Annotated in this window: 18 protein-coding genes; 12 read left to right on the forward strand and 6 right to left on the reverse strand. The window is 60.3% G+C overall.

Features of this window, described 5'->3' with window-relative positions:
* Positions 1-84: 84 nt before the first annotated feature.
* The 4 genes from NE852_RS27045 to NE852_RS27060 all read left to right on the forward strand — a co-directional run bounded on the left by NE852_RS27045 (position 85) and on the right by NE852_RS27060 (position 4,357).
* Complete coding sequence (locus NE852_RS27045) at positions 85-894, forward strand: transketolase (RefSeq protein WP_008529752.1); 810 nt, start codon at positions 85-87, stop codon at positions 892-894.
* Entirely contained in the window at positions 894-1,850 is a 957-nt protein-coding gene (locus NE852_RS27050; RefSeq protein WP_008529753.1) for a transketolase family protein, read from the forward strand. The genes NE852_RS27045 and NE852_RS27050 overlap by 1 nt, the downstream gene beginning before the upstream one ends.
* Before the next feature lie 65 nt (positions 1,851-1,915).
* Positions 1,916-3,382, forward strand: coding sequence for an FGGY family carbohydrate kinase (locus NE852_RS27055; RefSeq protein WP_258156962.1), 1,467 nt, complete (start codon positions 1,916-1,918; stop codon positions 3,380-3,382).
* Positions 3,383-3,403: 21 nt separating this feature from the next.
* A complete protein-coding gene (locus NE852_RS27060) occupies positions 3,404-4,357 on the forward strand; it encodes a sugar-binding transcriptional regulator (RefSeq protein WP_008529761.1) in 954 nt (317 codons plus the stop codon).
* Positions 4,358-4,603: 246 nt separating this feature from the next.
* On the opposite strand, the gene NE852_RS27065 is transcribed toward NE852_RS27060, so the two are convergent.
* Positions 4,604-6,403: a hypothetical protein gene (locus tag NE852_RS27065; protein WP_258156859.1), complete on the reverse strand. Its 1,800-nt coding sequence runs from the start codon at positions 6,401-6,403 to the stop codon at positions 4,604-4,606.
* Positions 6,404-6,667: 264 nt separating this feature from the next.
* Between NE852_RS27065 and NE852_RS27070 the strand changes: the two genes are divergently transcribed.
* Complete coding sequence (locus NE852_RS27070) at positions 6,668-7,135, forward strand: hypothetical protein (RefSeq protein ID WP_037172429.1); 468 nt, start codon at positions 6,668-6,670, stop codon at positions 7,133-7,135.
* Between the two features lie 140 nt (positions 7,136-7,275).
* Here NE852_RS27070 and NE852_RS27075 read toward each other — a convergent pair whose 3' ends face one another.
* The 3 genes from NE852_RS27075 to NE852_RS27085 are packed head-to-tail and all read right to left on the reverse strand — an operon-like array spanning position 7,276 to position 10,010.
* Positions 7,276-8,214: a DUF2950 family protein gene (locus NE852_RS27075; RefSeq protein ID WP_008529767.1), complete on the reverse strand. Its 939-nt coding sequence runs from the start codon at positions 8,212-8,214 to the stop codon at positions 7,276-7,278.
* A gap of 29 nt (positions 8,215-8,243) precedes the next feature.
* On the reverse strand, positions 8,244-9,653 hold the full coding sequence (locus NE852_RS27080; RefSeq protein ID WP_258156860.1) for a DUF3300 domain-containing protein: 1,410 nt from the start codon (positions 9,651-9,653) through the stop codon (positions 8,244-8,246).
* Between the two features lie 42 nt (positions 9,654-9,695).
* Complete coding sequence (locus NE852_RS27085; RefSeq protein ID WP_037172437.1) at positions 9,696-10,010, reverse strand: hypothetical protein; 315 nt, start codon at positions 10,008-10,010, stop codon at positions 9,696-9,698.
* 302 nt (positions 10,011-10,312) lie between these two features.
* Between NE852_RS27085 and NE852_RS27090 the strand changes: the two genes are divergently transcribed.
* The 5 genes from NE852_RS27090 (at position 10,313) to NE852_RS27110 (ending at position 15,652) form a co-directional block, all read left to right on the forward strand.
* Complete coding sequence (locus NE852_RS27090; protein WP_008529776.1) at positions 10,313-10,660, forward strand: DUF3302 domain-containing protein; 348 nt, start codon at positions 10,313-10,315, stop codon at positions 10,658-10,660.
* A complete protein-coding gene (locus NE852_RS27095) occupies positions 10,660-11,817 on the forward strand; it encodes an HlyD family secretion protein (RefSeq protein WP_008529778.1) in 1,158 nt (385 codons plus the stop codon). Before NE852_RS27090 ends, NE852_RS27095 begins: the two co-directional genes overlap by 1 nt.
* A gap of 80 nt (positions 11,818-11,897) precedes the next feature.
* The gene (locus NE852_RS27100) at positions 11,898-13,613 is read left to right on the forward strand and encodes a SulP family inorganic anion transporter (RefSeq protein WP_037172440.1); all 1,716 of its coding nucleotides are present in this window, start codon (positions 11,898-11,900) and stop codon (positions 13,611-13,613) included.
* Positions 13,614-13,633: 20 nt separating this feature from the next.
* Entirely contained in the window at positions 13,634-14,476 is an 843-nt protein-coding gene (gene ppk2 / locus NE852_RS27105; protein ID WP_008529780.1) for a polyphosphate kinase 2, read from the forward strand.
* 33 nt (positions 14,477-14,509) lie between these two features.
* On the forward strand, positions 14,510-15,652 hold the full coding sequence (locus NE852_RS27110) for an AI-2E family transporter (protein ID WP_008529781.1): 1,143 nt from the start codon (positions 14,510-14,512) through the stop codon (positions 15,650-15,652).
* Between the two features lie 15 nt (positions 15,653-15,667).
* Here the strand turns inward: NE852_RS27110 and NE852_RS27115 are convergent, their stop codons facing one another.
* Both NE852_RS27115 and NE852_RS27120 read right to left on the reverse strand, forming a co-directional pair.
* Positions 15,668-15,904, reverse strand: a complete 237-nt coding sequence (locus tag NE852_RS27115) for a hypothetical protein (RefSeq protein WP_008529782.1) — start codon at positions 15,902-15,904, stop codon at positions 15,668-15,670.
* Positions 15,905-16,083: 179 nt separating this feature from the next.
* Positions 16,084-16,290 (reverse strand): hypothetical protein, encoded by a 207-nt coding sequence (locus NE852_RS27120; RefSeq protein WP_037172443.1) that lies wholly within the window; start codon positions 16,288-16,290, stop codon positions 16,084-16,086.
* Between the two features lie 493 nt (positions 16,291-16,783).
* Here NE852_RS27120 and NE852_RS27125 point away from each other — a divergent pair, with 493 nt between their 5' ends.
* Both NE852_RS27125 and fixJ read left to right on the forward strand, forming a co-directional pair.
* Entirely contained in the window at positions 16,784-18,031 is a 1,248-nt protein-coding gene (locus NE852_RS27125) for a sensor histidine kinase (protein WP_258156861.1), read from the forward strand.
* Positions 17,997-18,665 (forward strand): response regulator FixJ, encoded by a 669-nt coding sequence (fixJ, locus tag NE852_RS27130; RefSeq protein WP_008529791.1) that lies wholly within the window; start codon positions 17,997-17,999, stop codon positions 18,663-18,665. The genes NE852_RS27125 and fixJ overlap by 35 nt, the downstream gene beginning before the upstream one ends.
* The last annotated feature ends 4 nt before the right edge of the window (positions 18,666-18,669 follow it).

The following is an 18,669-nucleotide window of genomic DNA, read 5'->3' on the forward strand; positions in this document are numbered from 1 at the left end:
GCGCAATGATCAATAAGGGGGTTGACTAAGCTCATCGTTATGCAAAAATATAACCATATGAATATTTATGCACAAGAGGAAACGATGGAGCCTTCCGAACTTGAACGTGTTGCTCGCCAGATACGTCTGCGCGACCTTCAGGCCGTGTACGAGGCAGGAGCTGGCCATATTGGTGGCGAGATGTCGGTGATCGATCTCCTCACCGCGTTATACTTCCGTGTGCTGCGTATCTGGCCCGATCAGCCCAGACATCCCGATCGCGACAGGTTCGTGCTGTCGAAGGGGCATACGGCCTGCGCGCTTTATGTCGCGCTCGCCAAGCGCGGCTTCATTCCGGAAGAGGAAATCTCGACCTTCCTGAAGCCGCATTCCCGACTGAACGGCCACCCCAACTGTAACAAGGTGCCGGGCGTCGAAACCAACACCGGGCCTTTGGGACACGGGCTGCCTGTCGCCGTCGGCATGGCCATGGCGGCGAAACTCTCGGGCGCTAAATACCACACCTATGTCATTACCGGTGACGGAGAGATGCAGGAAGGCTCGAACTGGGAAGCCATCATGGCGGCATACCAGTTCCGCCTGAACAACCTGACGCTGGTCATCGACCACAACAGGTTCCAGCAGGGCGCTTCGCTCTCGGACACCAACGATCTCGCGCCGCTTCGTCCCAAGCTCGAGGCCTTCGGCTGGGAGGTCAGCGAAATCAACGGCAATGACATGCATGCGATCGTGCCGGCTCTCGAGCATCGCTCCGACCGCCCCCATTGCATCGTCGCGCACACCAACAAGGGCCATGGCATCTCGTTCATGCAGGATCGTGTCGATTGGCATCACAAGGTTCCGAGCAAAGAACAGTATGAAACCGCATTGGCAGAACTGTCGGAGGCACTCTAATGAACGCGCCCGTAAATCCACCGAAGCTCTATGACTGCCGCGATGCCTTTGCCGCGACGCTCGAGCGGCTGGCCGCCGAGAATGAAACCATCGTTGCCGTCTGCAACGACTCGGTCGGCTCCTCCAAGCTCGGCGGTTTCAAGTCGAAATTTCCTGATCGCCTCGTCAATGTCGGCATTGCCGAACAAAACATGGTCGGCGTCGGCGCCGGTCTCGCCAATGGCGGACGCCTGCCCTATGTCTGCGGTGCTTCGCCGTTCCTGACCGGCCGATCGCTCGAGCAGATCAAGGCCGACATTTCCTACTCGAACGCCAACGTCAAACTCGTCGGTATTTCCTCGGGGATGGCTTATGGCGAACTGGGCCCGACCCACCATTCAATCGAGGATTTCGCCTGGACGCGCGTGCTGCCGAATCTGCCCGTCATCGCCCCCTGTGACCGGATCGAGACTGCCGCCGCCGTCGAGTGGGCCGCAAGCTACAATGGTCCCTGCTTCCTGCGCCTCTCGCGCGTCGGCGTCCCGGATCTGCTGCCCGAAGGTCACAAGTTCGAAGTCGGCAAGGCGAACCTGTTGCGCGAAGGCTTAGATGTCACGCTGATTGCCAACGGCACGCTGACCCACCGCATGATGAAGGCGGCCGAAATCCTGGCCGGGCGTGGCATCAAGGCGCGCGTGCTCAACATGGCGAACGTGCGCCCGATCGACGAGGCCGCCATCATTGCTGCAGCCAACGAGACTGGCGCGATCGTGACGGCGGAAGAACATTCGATCTTCGGCGGCCTCGGTTCCGCCGTCGCCGAAGTGGTGGTCGACAACGCGCCCGTGCCGATGAAGCGTCTTGGCGTTCCTGGCATCTACGCGCCAACGGGTTCGGCCGAATTTCTCCTCGACGAATTCGGCATGGCGCCGGCGGCGATCGCCGATGCGGCCCAAGCGCTGATCAAGCGCAAATAATCTGATAGCAGGTTTATTGCGCCGGGGTGCGCATCCGCCCCGGCCGTTCATTTGAGGAGCAGATGATGCGGGCTATTCTGGCGATTGACCAGGGCACCACCAATTCGAAGGCAGTTCTGGTTTCCGAAACAGGAGAGGTGCTTGCCAGAGGCTCGGCTGGCGTCGGCATCTCCTATCCGCAATCGGGCTGGGTGGAGCAGGATCCCCGCCGCATTTTTGCCTCCGTTTGCGAAGCGATCGAGACCTGCCTGAACAAAGCTTCCGAGGTCACTGTCGAGGCGGTAGGGGTGTCCAACCAGCGCGAATCTGTCACGGTCTGGGATGCTGAGACCGGCGAAGCACTGGGTCCGGTACTGAGCTGGCAGTGCCGCCGCACCGCGCCGGATTGCGAGCGCCTGATCGCCGAAGGTCATCTCGACCGCGTGGAAGCGCTGACGGGCCTTCCCCTCGACCCGATGTTTCCCGGATCGAAATTCCGCTGGCTGCTCGATCGCGTGCCGGCCGGGCGCCGGGTTCATCTCGGCACAATCGACAGTTGGCTGATCCATTGCCTGACGGGTGGCGGCCGTCACGTCTGCGATGCCTCCAATGCCGCCCGCAGCCAGTTGCTCGACCTCAATGGGCAGGTCTGGAGCGAGGAACTCGGCCAGATTTTTGGCGTCGATATCGCCATGTTGCCCGAAGTGCTCGACAGCTCTGCCGATTTCGGTACGACGCGCGGACTTCCCGGCATTGCCGATGGCACACCGATCCGCTCCGCCATCGGCGACAGCCATGCGGCGCTCTTCGGTCATGGCGCCTTCAAGCCCGGCGACGGCAAGGTGACGTTCGGAACCGGCTCCTCCGTCATGACGACGTTGCCGCGCTTCATCGCGCCGCAAAACGGCATAACCACAACGGTCGCCTGGCGGATCGCCGGCGTGCCGACCTTCGCCTTCGAAGGCAACATTCTCGTTTCGGCCGCAAGCCTTCCGTGGATGGCCGGCATTCTGGGCCTTCCCGATGTGGCCGCCCTTGTCGACCTTGCTGCGACGGCCGAGCCGGGCGGACCGGGATTTGTGCCGGCCTTCGTCGGCCTCGGCGCCCCCTACTGGAACTCCGACGCCCGCGCCCTCTTCGCTCAGATTAACTTTTCCACTACCCGCGCCCAGATGGCCCGCTCGGTGACGGATTCGATTGCCTGCCAGGTGCACGACGTGATCGCCGCCATGCGCGCCCAGAGCGGCGGCAAACTCGGCGCTCTCTATGTCGACGGCGGTCCCAGCCAGAACCGTTTCCTGATGCAATGCGTGTCGAACCTGATCGAGCATGCCGTCATCCAGTGCGAGGCGCCGGAGGCTTCCGCTCTCGGTGCCGCCTATCTCGCCGGGCTTTCGCTCGGCCTGTGGAAGGATCTCGACGCGATCGAGACGCTGCCGAGAAACACCGAAGTGATCCGCCCCGAAGAGATCGATCGCATCGGCCTTCTCAATACATGGAATGATGCACTGGCCCGCTCGACGTCGCGACCGACAGCGGTTAAATGTGAATAAAAATTCAAGCCGGTATCGCCCATGTCCCGCCTCAACGAACTCCGCCTGATTTCCAGGGTCGCCCAGATGTACCACATCGAAGGGCGGCGACAGGCGGAGATCGCACAGCATCTGCGATTGTCTCAAGCCACGGTCTCGAGAATGCTGAAGAGGGCTGAGACGGAGGACATCGTTCGCACCAGCGTCATCCCGCCGGTCGGCACCTATAGCGAACTGGAAGGAGCGCTGCGGCAAAAGTTCGACCTTCCGGAAGCAATCGTGGTTGAGTGCAGCGAGGACCGGGACGGCGCTATCATGGCCCGGATCGGTGAAGCAGCAGCCCACCTTCTGGAGGTCACGCTCGCACCTGGGGAGATCGTCGGTGTGTCGAGCTGGAGCCAGACCATCTTCAAGATGGTAGAGAATATTCACCCACAAAAGAGTGCGCAGGCGAAATTCATCGTTCAGACTCTGGGTGGGATGGGAGATCCCTCTGTCCAGACCCATGCCACTCAGCTGACGACACGTCTGGCCCGGCTCACTGGCGCGGAACCAAAGCTGCTTCCGGTGCAAGGCGTGACGTCGTCAAGAGAAGCCAAACTTCTGATGATGGCTGATCCTTTTGTCCGAGAGACGATGGATCTCTTTAGCAGCATTACCCTTGCAATAGTCGGCATCGGGGCAGTCGAGCCTTCAGAACTACTGGCGCGATCCGGCAATATTTTTTCATCGCAGGAACTCCGCGACTTGGCCGAAGCAGGTGCTGTCGGCGACATTTCGCTTCGATTCTTTAATGCCGAAGGGAGGCCAGTGAAGACTCCTCTCGACGAGCGTGTGATTGGCCTGTCTCTCGAGGAACTCGGTCGCGTTGATCGGGTAATCGCCTTGGCAGGAGGCTCGAAAAAGATCGCAGCCATATCCGGAGCATTGCGCGCAGGCGTGGTTGACATGCTGGTCACCGACAAATTCACGGCTCAACGGCTGATCGAGGCATAAGTGCAGTTGAGCCGACTCGAACCAGTGAGCCGGCATTTAAGCTGCGTGGGATAACAAGCATTTTTGCAACCGGTATGCTGGCCTAGCCGCACTAGGGTTTATGGGCTCACGTCCGCTAGCGGAAGAGCGGATGGCGCCGCACTGATAGACAATGCTCGATACGAAATTCTGAGCGAGGCTATGATCGCACTATCGTCCCGCCGAACCGGTCTGGGGATGTCTCAAGTGGTCGCACATTGGGATTGATCAGTTCTTCGGGGCCTCGCCGTCTGGCACGGGCAGGCCGGCGGCCTCCAGTCCGGCGAAGAAACGCTGCTGGTCTTCGGACCGCGCCAGCCGCCGGACGACCTCCCGCCTGACGTTCGGGATCAACGCAGGCGACCGGGCTTCGATCCAGGCGATTTGCTCCTTTGCCTCGGTCGTTTTTCCCATGGCGCCGAGAATTGAGAGCAAGACTAGGCGATGCATAGGATTGTAATTCAGGTCCGACATGCGGGACCATAATTCCGCAGCCTGCGTATCGCCTCGCATGAAGGCGCAGAGCGCCATTCCCACCTCGTAATATCCTCGTGGTCCGGCATTCCTGCTGACGGCCTCGGAAATCAGTTCGCAGCCTCTGTCCCATTTTCCCGACATCGACAGGCGCAGGCCGTATTCGCCTGCCACTTCGGTATCGTTCGGATTGCTGGCATAGGCAGCCTCGCCTGCGCGTAAGGCTCCGGCCGGATCGTTTCCAAAGAAGTTGGCGAGCATCAGAGCCTGCAGCGCGCGCGCATTTTTCGGGTCGAGTTGCACGGCGCGTTCGGCAAGCGCCTTGGCAATGTTGAGCGTGTCGGCGGTCGGTTTCGTATCCAGCTGGTAAGCAAAGCGGAACTCGTCGAGATGGGTCAGCGAAAGAAAAGCGGCGACATTGGAATCATCGGGCATCTTTTCGACAGCCCGTCGCAGGCAGGCTTTCGCCACGTCATGCGCCTGCGGGGTCATCTCGCTGCGATAGCTGTAGTAGGACAGAATGCATGAAAAGGCGTCGCTTCCGGCAATACTGGCAGTGTCCGTCTGGAAGATGACGCCGAACGGACGTGCGACCGCCGTCGCGATGTCCTCGGCGAGGCTCGCCTGCGTTTTCAATATGCCCTGCACCTGCATATCGGCATCGTAATTGTTCGCCCAGATGACGGCTCCGTCCGCGCGCCGCACAAGCCTGGCTGTCGAGCGCAGCGTGCTGCCTTCCAGCCTGATGCTTCCCTGGAGGGCGTAGAGCGGCTGCGTCAAAGCCTGGCCCTCTCTGTTTCGCGGCAAAACGGCGACGACGACAATGTCGTTGAAGGGAACAAGTTTTTCGATGATGTCGTCGGTGATGCCCTGGGAGATGTCGGCTGCAGCTCTGCTATCCGAGCCGCTTTCGAAGCGCTCGACAACGATCGTGGGACGGCTGACAGCTCCCGGCAGCCTCTCATTTCCGGTATTGAATGACCTCACATATTGAAACATCGCTGCCGCGGCGACGAAGACAACCACCGCGCCTGCTGCAAAAAGCCAATATCGGGGTGGTGACAGGCGCCGGTTCGTCCTGTCTCGGCTGATCGTATCTCCGGCCAGGTTGACTTGCCGCCCATCATCTCCTGCGGGTGGCGGCCGACCGGACTTTCCGGTTTGCGGCATATATGCGGGCTCTGCGCCCTGCCTCACGTCGAAGACCGGCGCATATCCGCCTCTGGGAACAGTGATGACGATCCGGTCGGCGCCGCCAGCGGTCAGGTAATAATGTTCCAGCTCTCGGCGCAGCCGCCCCGCTTCGATACGCACGCATGGATCCTGCTGCGCGTCGAAATTCGCGTCTCTGCCGAAAACGGCCTGCGCGATGGTAAAGGCTTTCAGGTAATCGCGACGGCCGGCAAGCGTTTCGGTCACCACGAATTCAAGGAATCGCCTCGCCCGTTCGGGAAGACGGAACTCGGGGCTGGACAGGATACGCTCAAGTTGCTGCTGCACCTCTTCGTGCGAAGGGATGCTGCTGCTAGCCCTGTCGATGCCTGCATTTGTCATCGGCTCCCCCAGACTCCGATTGCGCACAACCTGCAGCATGCTGTCATGGACGATAGACCCGAGTCGACGGGACGGCAACGTTATTCGGGGAAATTAGCTAATTTAGATAAGGCTAATTCATTGGATCTGCTGACAGTGGGGCCAAATCTTCGTCGGCGCCATGTCAGCGTAGGATACCGTATCCTACCGGAGCGGACGTGTATTTTACTGCCTTCGCCTGTCCCTGCGCTTTATCATCGCCCATGCATTCTGGAGGAGGCGGCGATGACATCACCTGAAACGTCCACATCCCATCCCATGACCAGCGCAGAGGATCTGCGCAAACGCGCTCTGGAGCTTCAGCTTCTGGAAATGGAGCGCAGCGACAAGATCAAGGCGCGCGAGGCGAAGAAACACGCCGAATTCGTCGAGGATTTTTTCCGCAAGCACATCGGTGAAACGGAACGCGCCGTCATTAAGCGGCTGGTGATGAAGGCGGCCGCAGACGGCAAATACGAGGCGCTGATCTACAGTTTCCCATCGACGTTCTGCGCAGATAGCGGCCGGGCCATCAATAATAACCTTCCCGGATGGCAGAAAACGCTGCAGGGAAAGGCAAAGGAACTTCTGGATCTGTTCGAGGAGGTCGCCAAGCCTCAGGGCTATGGGCTCAAGGCGATGATCATCAATTTTCCCGGCGGCATGCCCGGTGACGTGGGCTTCTTCCTCACCTGGGAACCGCCTGTCGACTGAACGGAGCCGAGAAGTATCGAACTGAGCGACGGAGTTCGGGCGAAAATTCCGGGTCCGTGAAGCATTGCAGTGCCCTCCCCGCCCGTCTGAAAAGAATGGGAGCGCCGGCCGTCCGCAAGGACGCCGGCGCTTTGAGAATCCTACTCGCTTACGGGAGTCCAGTTCGCATCCGGGTTGAAATCCTTGATCGCCGCAGCCCGCTCTTGCGTCGCCGGCCCCAGATCGCGCTGGTAGATGACGCTCATCCCATTGACCATGAATGTCTGAACGCCGGTGACCCTGTATTTGACCGGCCAGGCGATCAGCGCAAAGCCGCCGGTCATGTAGCCGTTGACAATATAGCTTTGCTTGCCCCCGACGACGTTGTCTCCCTGGGAGGTCAGAATGCGATAGCGATAGCCGAAATAGCCCTCCCCGCGCTTGGCGGCGCCGAAGGCGGCCGTTTCGACCAGCGCGCTTGCCGGGCTCTCCTCGGGATAGACGCTCGGATCCCAGTACAAGCCGTCAAGCTTGCCCGGACTGCTGATCAGCTTCTGTGCGAATTCATAGATCCCATTGCCGTCGCGATCTTCGGAGGCAAATTGATACTGGGCCGCGACATATTCGTGCATGGTGTCGATGGTGGCGAGTTCGTTTTCACCGACGCGGCGATTGATGATCTCCTCCAGGCCGCGCTGTGTATTGAAGGACCATTTGCCGTCCTTGCCCTCCGTCAGCGGAAACGGCAGGGGCCAGAGCCGGTCGCCGATCGTGACGATCTTCATGCCTTGGAAATCCCGCAAAGCCGCCTGCCGCTCCGCGCCTTCGCGGATCAATCCGTAGGCAATCATCGCCCCATTGTTGGAACGCAGTTTGTCCGCCTTCAAACCGAGCAGGCCGGCGAGATCCTCGATATTGTTGGAGGCGAGTACCGATTTCAGCCTGTCGAGGGCAAGCGAGGGACTGTCGAATTCCGGCGGCGGCGTTGCCGCCTTGTATTCGGTCAGGTCCGTCTGCGCCTGCGAAAGCGCCGGTGTTGCCGACATCGTGCAAAGCGCTGCTGCGAAGATGAGCGGAATTACGGTCGATTGGCGTCTCATAATATCACTCCCTGAGCTGGAAAGAGGTCTCACCGCCGTCCGCCGCCGCCGCGACCGCCGCCACCACGGCCGCCACCGCCGCGGCCGCCACCGCCTTGCGGGCGCGGGCGATGCTGGGGCGGACGGGCCGACTGGCGATGGGCGCCCATGCTCTGCGCGCCGCGGTTCGAGGAGATGGCCTCCCGGCGACCGGACTGAGGGTTGCCGAGAGCGCTCGGCTGGCGCCCACGATTGTCGGGTCTGGCGCCCATCTGCGGCTTGTTGGATCTGTTGACGGATTTCTGCGCGGGCTTGTTCGGGCGATTGGCCGCGTTCTGCGGGCGCGCCTCGGGCCGCGATGCGTTCGGCCGATTGCCCGCTGCTCCCAGCGTCTTTGCCTGCGGCTTGTTCTTCAGGCCTTGCACCGTTCCTTTGCGGATGTCTTCCGCACGCGCTGACGTCCCCCTGTTGCCGGGCCTCTGGGTCGCCTGGAGGTCGGCAGCCCTGTTGCGCAACTGGTTGCGATTGTCGGCCTGAAGGCCCGATTTGATCGCCGACCGGTCTATCTTCGCAAGCTGATCCTTGCCGATGCTGAGCTTGCTGCGGTCGACGTTGCTCCAATCGACGTCGTTCCACTTCATCTTTCCGTTGAAGTTGCGGTTGTTCAGGCAGTTGTTGCAATCGATGTCGATATCGCCACCCCAGCGGCCGCCCCACACGCCCCAGTCGTCCCAGTTGACGATGGCCGCCCAGGTCAGCCCGGTGACCGCGGCGGCAAAGAACCCTGCGCCGGGATAGTAGTAGTTGTCGTAGTAGTCGGGATAATAGGAAATCGGCTCGGACGCATAGCCCGGTTCGTAGAGCATTTCCGGCGGATACTGCGGGATATAGATCTTCTCGGGATCGGTCGGCCGGATGATGATGTTATCGTTTTCGGTAACGACGGTCACCTTGTCGTCTGTCTTGATGATGTTCTTTGCCACCGCCTCGTCGCGAAGCTGCTGAATGGCAATCAAGACGTCCTTCTGCTGATTGGCGAGGGCATCGGCCAGCGATTGGGTCCAATCGAGATCCTCACTCATCATCTTCACAATATCGGGATAGTTGAGCAGGGAAACGACGCTGCCGTCCCATTCGCTCTTCGGCTTGAGGTCGGAATTCTTCTTTTTCGCCTCCAGGAAGCGCTGCGCCTCGATGATCTGGACTGGAAAGAGCGAGGCGGCCGAGATGGCCGCGACCAGCTCGTCCGGATAGAGCGCGATGCGCGCCACAAGCACTTCCAGTTCATCGTCTGAGAGGAGCGTAGTTGCAGGCTGTTCGACACTCGTCTGAGCAGGCGCGGCTGCCGGCGCAGGAGCCTGGGCTCGCACCGGGAAGGCTGGCTGCAACGCAATGATTGCCAGAGCCGATAATCCACCGATTAGTCGGCCGCCAAGCAGCTTGCGGGAAATTGCTTTCATCGCGTGAACCTCCCTTGGATCAGTTGAATGACAGATATGCGCTCACAGGGGCTTCGGGCCGGTCGGTGGCGGCCGCCGGAGCATGACTATTTTCGATTGGGCGATCGCCTCCCCCATCTCTTTCTGCAGGGCTTCGACGAGCCCTGCATATTCCAGCCGCCGTGCCTCTCGAACCGTCTCGGGCAGCCGCTCGACATGCGCCAGGGCCTGTGCGGCATCAGCGAGATCCTCGCACATGCTGTGAAAAGCCTCGCTTACATAGAAAAGCCGCTGCACAAGCCGCTTCTGCTCGGGAAAATAAGTCTCGGCCGTCTCCAGGGCGGACAAATATGTCGAACCGCTTTCTCCCGACCCCATCTCCGCCCCCGCCGCCGAACTGCGCTCAGCAGATGTGGAAACTATATAACAGCCGCGTCGGCGGTAGGCGTAAAATACGCGAACCTACGGCAGCCGGGTTCGAGGCATAGGGCTCGAACGGCATCCGCCTCGCCGATCACCTTTCGCTACTTTATGCGTAGACGATCTCCGCTGAACGGTTCGGATTCCAACATCCCGATAGAGGTTACGCGATGCTACGGGCCTCTGGGCCTAAACGGGCCTAATATTCGCCGTCGATAGCGATCAAACGGCTCGGCCATGCCGGCCGGAAGGGAGCGGCCGTGTTTCTGGACTATTTTGCCTTGGGCGTGCTGGTCTTTGTCGTCGTCACCCTGTTTTACGCGGTGATTGCGATCCACGACATTCCTCATCTCATGGCCAAGGCGCGAAATCACCCTCATCAGGACGCTATACATGTTGCCGGATGGGTCAGCCTCTTCACGCTTCATGCGATCTGGCCGTTCCTGTTCATCTGGGCGACGATCTACCGCGAGGATCGTGGCTGGGGCATTCGCCGCGACGGAAAGCTGTCGCCGGAAGCCGAAGCGAATGCGGAAATTGCCCGTCTCCATGCACGGATCGCCGAACTTGAGGCGCAAACGGTTGAGCCGGAGAAGGAGAACGCCTGATGGATCTGCTGCTGATACTGACCTATGCCGCGATCTGCTGGACGATCTTCAAGATCTTCAGGATCCCGGTAAACCAGTGGACGCTCGCGACCGCCGTGTTGGGGGGGATATTCCTTATCTCCGCTCTCCTGCTTCTGATGAGCTACAATCACCCATATTCCAGCGATGGGCGCATCTATTTCACATCGGCTCCCGTCATTCCGGTCGTCGGAGGCCAGGTCGTTGAAGTTCCCGTCACGCCGAACGTGCCCCTGAAGAAGGGCGATGTCCTCTTTCGCATCGATCCCCGGCCTTACCAGTTTGCGGTCGACCAGAAGAAAGCCGCACTTGCCGAAGCCGAGCAATCCGTCCTGCAGTTAAAAGCCGCTCTCGATGCCGCGAATTCGGCGGTCACGGGCGCCGAGGCTTCGCGGGATAGGTCCTTGCAGGCTTTTGAAAAGTTCCAGGCGTCGAACGAAAATGCAAAGTCGAGCGGTAGAGGCGCGGTCTATTCTGAACTCGAAGTCGAGAACCGGCGCGGCATTTACCTGACCGCGGAGGCCGCGGTCGAAACGGCGCGTGCGCAAGCCGCGCAGGCAAGGCTTGCCTATGAATCCGAGATCAACGGCACGAACCCCACGGTGGCAAGGCTGCAGGCCGAGCTGAACAATGCCACATACGAACTCGACCAGACGGTCGTTCGAGCCCCGACCGACGGTTATGTCACGCAGGTTTTCCTTCGGCCTGGAATGATGGCCAATCCCCTGCCCCTCAGACCGGTCATGGTCTTCATCGACAGCCAGGACCGCATGCTGGCGGCAGCCTTCATCCAGAATTCGCTCCAGCGCGTTCGCGTCGGCGATGAGGCGGAGGTCTCCTTCAAGGCGGTACCGGGAAAGATATTCAAGGCGCGGGTTCAAGAGGTCATCGATGTGATGGCCCAGGGCCAGTTGCAGCCGAGCGGCGCGCTGATCGATCCGCAATCGCCCGAGCGCGTGTCGCCCGGTCAGACGCTGGCACGGATCGAGCTGCTCGAAAGCACCGACGAATATCAACTGCCCGGCGGCGTGGTCGCGGAGGTCGCGGTCTATACGCATCATTGGCATCACGTCGCCATTCTCCGCAAGGTGCTGCTGCGGATGAGCGCCTGGATGAACTACGTCTTCCTTGAACATTGAAGCAAAGCCCGGTGCCTCCCGGCGATGCGAGCGGAGCAACGAGAGGGCAAGGGAGAGGTTGAGAGCATAAGGAGCCAGCGGTGATAGGTAGTCTTCCGATGTTGCGAGGCTTGACCGGCTTCAGCAGGGATTGGCTCCGCAGCGATATCCCTGCCGGGCTCTCGATCGCCGCCGTCGGCCTGCCGAGCGCTATTGCTTATCCGGCGATCGCCGGTCTGCCGCCGGAAACGGGCATTTATGCCAGCATCGTCGCGCCGATTGCCTACGCGATTTTCGGGCCTTCCCGGCTGCTGATCGTCGGGCCCGACGCGGCGTCAATGTCGGTGTTGGCCGCAGCAATGGGCGCGATCGTCGCCGCCGATCCGACGAGCGGCGGCGACCGGGTGGCCATCGCGGCGGCTCTCGCCCTCGGCGTCGGCGTCTGTTATCTCGTCGCCAAATTGCTAAAGCTTGGCGTTCTCGCAAGCTTTCTTTCCCGCCCCATCCTGGTCGGGTTCTTCGCCGGCGTATCTCTTTCCATCCTTGTCGGACAGATGGGCCGTTTCACCGGCGTGAAAATCGAATCCGACGGATTGATCTCCCCGCTTGTCGAAATGCTTGCCAAGAGCAGCCTGATCCACTGGCCCTCACTCATTCTCGGGCTTGCCATGTTCGCGCTGCTTTGGGTCGTTCGTCTTTTCCCTTTCAGAATTCCGGGTCCTATTCTCGTCGTCATTATCTCGGTCGCTCTTTCTGCGATTTTCGACTTTCGGGACCAAGGCATCGCCGTCGTCGGGGACATACCGCGCGGACTTCCAAGCTTCTTCCTGCCTCCGTTTCACGAGATGCCTCTCGACAAGCTCGTCATCGGTTCGGTTGCGATCTTTCTTGTCAGCTTCGGCTCCGGCATTGTGGCCGCACGCAGTTTCGCGTCGCGGACCGGTGACGAGGTCGATGCCAATCAGGAGCTGGTCGGACTTGGCGCCGCCAATATAGCGCCTGGGCTTTTCGGTTCGTTTCCGGTCAGCGTATCGGACTCTCGAACCGCCATAAATCTGTCGACGGGCGGCGTTTCGCAGGTCGCGGGGCTGGTTTCCGCCGCGGCCCTGATCGCCGTGCTGGTTTTCCTTCACGGTGCATTGCGCATCCTTCCCATTCCCGCGCTCGCGGCAATCCTTACAATGGCTGCCATCAGCCTGATCGATATTCCTGAGCTCAAGAAGATATGGCGCATCAGCCGCATGGAGTTCGTCTTCGCGCTGATCGCCATGTGGGGAGCGATCAGCTTCGGCGTCCTCAATGGCGTCATTGTCGCTATCGTCGCAACCTTCGTCTATCTGCTGCGCCAGACGATGTTTCCGCGCGACGGCTTGCTCGGCCGCATCGAGGGACGACACGGTTTCTTCGATCTCAAGCGCTATTCGGAGGCCCGTCCCGTTCCGGGCGCGGCCGTCTTCGCGGTCCAGGGCAGCATCCTGTTCTACAACGCCGACTACGTTCGCATCCGGCTGACCTCCGTCGCAAAGGAGCTTCCCGCCGATACCAAATGCCTGGTGCTCGACGCCAGCGCCATCACGCAAATCGACAGCACCGGCGCGACCGCGCTCGAGGCCGTGGCCGAAATCCTGGTGAAACGGAGCATCATCTTCGCCTTCGCCGATCTCAGCGATGAAAGCCGCGCCATTCTCGAACGGGCCGGCGTCATCAAGATGGTCGGCGCCGAGAACATTTTCAACGGCAGAGAGGAAGCCCTGCGGACGCTGATCGGCGATATCGACCAGATCGGCAATGCAGCCCCGACAGGCAATGCACCTTAGTGACAAAAGGAGGGAGAGCCATGGACGAGAATTATGAGCCGCGGCAGGCCGATGAAGATGCACCCCGCGGCGCCAAAGAAAAAAAGAAAAAGAAGTCATGGGATTATGAGAAGGAGATCGGCCGGCTGCAGGTGGAGCTGGCGCATCTGCAGGCCTGGGTGAAGAAGTCAGGCGCAAGGATCGTCGTCGTCTTCGAGGGACGCGACGCCGCCGGCAAAGGCGGCATGATCAAGCGGATCACGGAAAGGGTCAGTCCCCGCGTTTTCCGCGTCGTGGCGCTGCCCGCCCCCACCGACCGCGAGAAGTCGCAGATCTACATGCAGCGTTATATCGCTCATCTGCCGGCGGCCGGTGAAATCGTGATATTCGACCGCAGCTGGTATAACCGTGCTGGCGTCGACCGTGTCATGGGCTTCGCCAGCGAGAAGAAGGCGCAGCGCTTTCTCGAGCTCGCGCCCCGCTTCGAGGCTGCAATCGTCGAAAGCGGCGTCATTCTGCTCAAGTATTTCCTGACGGTCAGCGAAGAAGAACAGGAGCGCCGCTTCAGGCGCCGGATCGACGATCCGCTGCGGCAATGGAAGCTCAGTCCCATGGACGTCGAGTCCTACCAACGCTGGTGGGATTACACGCGCGTCTATGACGAAATGCTGCGGATGACCGACAGCAATCACGCGCCATGGTGGATCGTGCCTTCGGACGACAAGAAACGTGCGCGGGTCAACTGCATCTCGCACCTCCTGAAATCCATTCCCTATGAACGACTGAAATTCGACGAGCCCGACCTGGGGAAGCGCCAGAAGCGGCCGGGCGACTTCGTCGAGGATCACAGTATCCGCCACGTCGTACCTGATATGACGACATAAGCGGTGCCGACCGGAAACTTGGCGGACGCAGCGATGGAGCAGATAGCCGATACGCCAGCGCGGAAGACCGATGCCGGCCAGATTTCGATAGAGGCAAGGGTAAGCGATCTCGTCCGACTGGGCATCATCGGACTTTTCGCCTATTGGACGATGGTTCTCATCGCACCCTTCGCATTGATCGTTATCTGGTCGGCGATCCTTGCAGTCGCGCTTTTCCCAATGTTCGCAGCGCTCTCGCGGCTGCTCGGAAACAGACCGGTGATTGCGGCCATCATCATCGTCGTCGGCTGTCTGGTCCTGATCATCGCGCCGTTTGCCCTGGTTGCGGTCAGCTTCGCCGACACCGTGCAGGCGCTGATCGGCAACCTACGGACGGGAGAGTTTACGCTGCCCGCAGCACCGGCCGCCATCAAGGAATGGCCCGTCGTCGGCGAGCGCCTCCACGACATCTGGAACCAGGTCGCCGGCGATCTCGCTTCGACCATCATCAAGTTTCAAGCGCCCATCCGCGAGGTCATGGGCGTAGTCGTGACAAAACTTGCCTCGATCGGCGGCGGCGTGTTGAGCTTCGTCGTCTCGGTCATACTTTCCGGCCTGTTTCTCACGCAGGCTACGCGTCTTGCATCGACGATACAGGTGCTGGCGAGCCGGATCGCCGGTGAAAAAGGCGTCGGATTTGCCAGGCTGGCGGGAACCACTGTGCGCAATGTCTCGCGCGGCGTCATCGGCGTTGCCTTTCTGCAGACCCTGCTCTGCGGATTGTGCTTTGCTTTCTTCGACATCCCTGCGCGCGGAGCCCTCACCTTCGCGGTCTTCATGCTCTGCCTCATGCAGCTTGGACCCGCGCTGGTGCTGTTGCCCGTCATCGTCTGGGCGTGGTTTTCCTGGTCGTCGGCAACCGCCTTGGTCTTTACCGCCCTGGCAGTGCCGATCATGGTCGTCGACAATATCCTGAAACCCATTCTGATGGCGCGGGGCCTATCGACCCCGATGCTCGTCATCCTGATCGGCGTCATCGGCGGCACGCTTTCCCATGGTCTTCTGGGACTTTTCCTCGGGCCAGTGGTACTCAGCGTCTTTTACGAGCTGCTCAAAGCCTGGGCCTGGCCGCCGCCAGCAGGATCTGAAAACAGCCCCGCCGCGGGTTTCACGGCCGAGCCCGAGCGCTTCGGCTAGGCGGCATCGGCAGGTTCATCGCCTGGTGCAATAGACGACGACCTCCTGCTCTATTTCGTAGCAGAGCTGCTCATATTCCTTGACGAGCTTGTCCTCTCTCGGCCTCTGTATTCGGAACCGTTCCAGCGCATCGACGGCAAGATCGTAGGCCTCGAACATCTCCCCGAGCGTCTCATTGGTCATGGCCACCAGAAGATGGCGTATATCGGGAAGGCGCAACATCAGTTTTCTGCGGCCGCGTTCTCGGCTCATTGATCGGCTCCGCGTTCAAAGCATCTCTGCAATTGATACGAAGTCGCCGAGGGGCCGGATCGTTCCCGGCTCACAGACAAACGTTTCTGATTTGAGAGAAAAATCCCTCTGGGATTGATGTTTTTGCTAGGAAGAAAGCGGTGAACTGTCTTTGTCATCCGTGCGGATATGCGGCACGTTCAATGAAGGTTGGACATAGCGCGCCGCGGTATCTGCCAGGCGCGCCAATGGGTAGGATGAACGTCGAGCATCTCGTCCGTCAGGGCATTCACCCATCCGCCAGGCAGCCGCTGGCAGGGAAAAACCAGCGCATGGATACCGTCGCCATCGATCACAGCGAGCTCAATATCCTCTTCGAACGGAGCTTCGACGACCAACCGCCACATCACCGAACCCTCCAAGACGATGCATGAATTCAGGCCGGCTAAAAGGCCATTGTTCGGCATGCCAGTCACTCCACTGCCGACGCTTCCCGGGCGTTGTAGGGAGGCTGCTACGTCCCTGCTTGCGATGGAAGGCTGGATCCTGCCAGCCCGGCAATCGCCCATTTGATATAGAAGCCAGGTTAATGCTGCCGGCATGCGTGACCCCACCACTCGTCGCTGGTTGTCGTTTCGTCGGCTCCCTCAAATGGCCGTGTACCCATTCCTCTTCAGAGTAGCGGAACAATGGGCCGAGGGCATTGAGCCGGATCAATGGAGGTGACGCCGGACCAAAACATGGGGTCCGTCAGCGCCTCGGCAGTTCCGTTTTGCAGGGCCTGGTTTGCAAGGAGAGAACAATAGAGTCTACCCGATACTACACTGATCACTCCTCCCGAGGTGGTATTCTGCGGTTCCTGCGAGAGGGAACGTCTCAAACGAGGCGGAGGAAGCCATCATGTCCATCAAGATGGAGGCGCCTGATGTCGCCGAATACAGTTCCGTCGTCTCAAATCTTTCCGGACGAACCTCTTTTGCGGGATCTCGAATGGCACGTCGCGAACGGTCAGGCGCATTGCGCAAGGGAGATGACGGGCCACGGCTGGATTGGATCCGGCAACTCTATGAACATATGCCGGACGCGGTTTTCTTCGTCACCGACAACAGTCGGATTTCCACCTGCAACCGGGCTGCGGTCGCCTTGTTCGGTTATGAGGAAAATGAGTTGCTTGGCCACGGGATCGACTTCGTCTGGTGCCCGACGCCGGATGTTCGGCTGAAGGGGCGCTGGGCGGACCAGGGCGCGGTGCGCGCTGGTCTGGCGATCACCAAGAGCGGGATTCGGTTTCCGACCGCCCTGACCATCATCAGAGAGCAGGTGGAGGAGGAAACCTTCTCTGCGCTGATTTTCGAGGACTTCCGCGCGGAGCGCGAGACGTTGCAGCAGGTCCAGGAGCTTCAATGCGAGCTAGCGCGTCTCGCAAGAATAGTCGCGCTTGGGGAAATGACATCGACGCTGGCGCATGAACTGTCCCAGCCGCTGTCGTCGATCGCCGCTTACTCCCAAGGTTGCGCCCGGCTTATGATGAACGATCATCGCCGCCACGGCGAGGAACTTCGCGAAGCCTTGTCGGAAATTACTCAGCATGCCCTGTGGGCAGGGACGATCGTCCAGAACATCCGGGAATTTGCAAGGCGCGGCGCCGACGAGAGAAAAATCGAGGCGATGCACGCGCTGATCCGCGAGGCGACGATGTTCGCGCTAACGGGATCGCAGCGGCAGGGACTTGATACCGATTTCCAGCTTGAAGCGAAGCGGGACACCGTGCTTGTCGACCGCGTCCAAATCGTACAGGTGCTGACGAACCTCCTTCGCAATGCCGTGGAGGCCACCGACGGTATCGCGCAACCGCATATTATGATCCGCACCAGAACCGACGATTTTTCCCATCTCATTGTCGATGTGTCCGATAATGGCTGCGGCATTGCGGCTGAGATCGAAGAGGCGCTGTTTCGTCCCTTCGTGACCAGTAAACCGCGGGGTCTCGGCATGGGTCTGGCGTTGTCCAAGCGCATTATCGAGGCGCATGGCGGCCGGATAACCGCGCGCAACAGAAGGGAAGGCGGTTCAATTCTCTCATTTTCGCTTCCGCTGATGGAGACCACAACCAATGGCGAACGACCTTACGATCCATCTCGTCGATGACGAGGAGTCGCCCCGGCGATCCCTAACGTTTCTGTTGGTGTCGGCTGGTTTTGCCGTTCGCGCGCATAGCTGCGCGAAAGCCTTTCTGGAACTGCTGCCGCTTTCCGGGCGAAACTGCCTAGTGACGGACCTGCGCATGCCTGAGATCGACGGCATCGAATTGGTTCAGCGCCTGCACCGTGTCGCTCCGGACGTTCCTGTGATCGTCATTACCGGCCAGGGCGACATAGCAGCCGCAGTTCAAGCGATGAAAGCGGGCGCGTCCGACTTCCTGGAAAAGCCGGTCAGAGAAGAGGCGCTGATTGCCGCCATCAACGCGGCGATGGGACAGAGGCGGGCCGGCAGGACGCTTGCCGATTCCGAGAATATTGCGGCGCGACTTCGCCAGCTCACGGATCGCGAACATCAGGTTCTGACCGGCGTGCTCGATGGCCTGCAGAACAAGATGATCGCCTATCAGCTCGGCATCAGCGCACGCACGGTAGAGGTTCACCGTGCCAACGTGATGGCCAAGATGGGCGCGCACAACCTGGCGGAACTCATGCGCATGGCCATCACCATCGATAGGGTGGCGCAGCCGCTGGAAGCCGGGACGGCTTTGCCGGTCAGTCACCGGTCAAATTATATCCGCTGATTCT

The organism is Rhizobium sp. Pop5 (genome assembly GCF_024721175.1).
Lineage (GTDB): Bacteria > Pseudomonadota > Alphaproteobacteria > Rhizobiales > Rhizobiaceae > Rhizobium.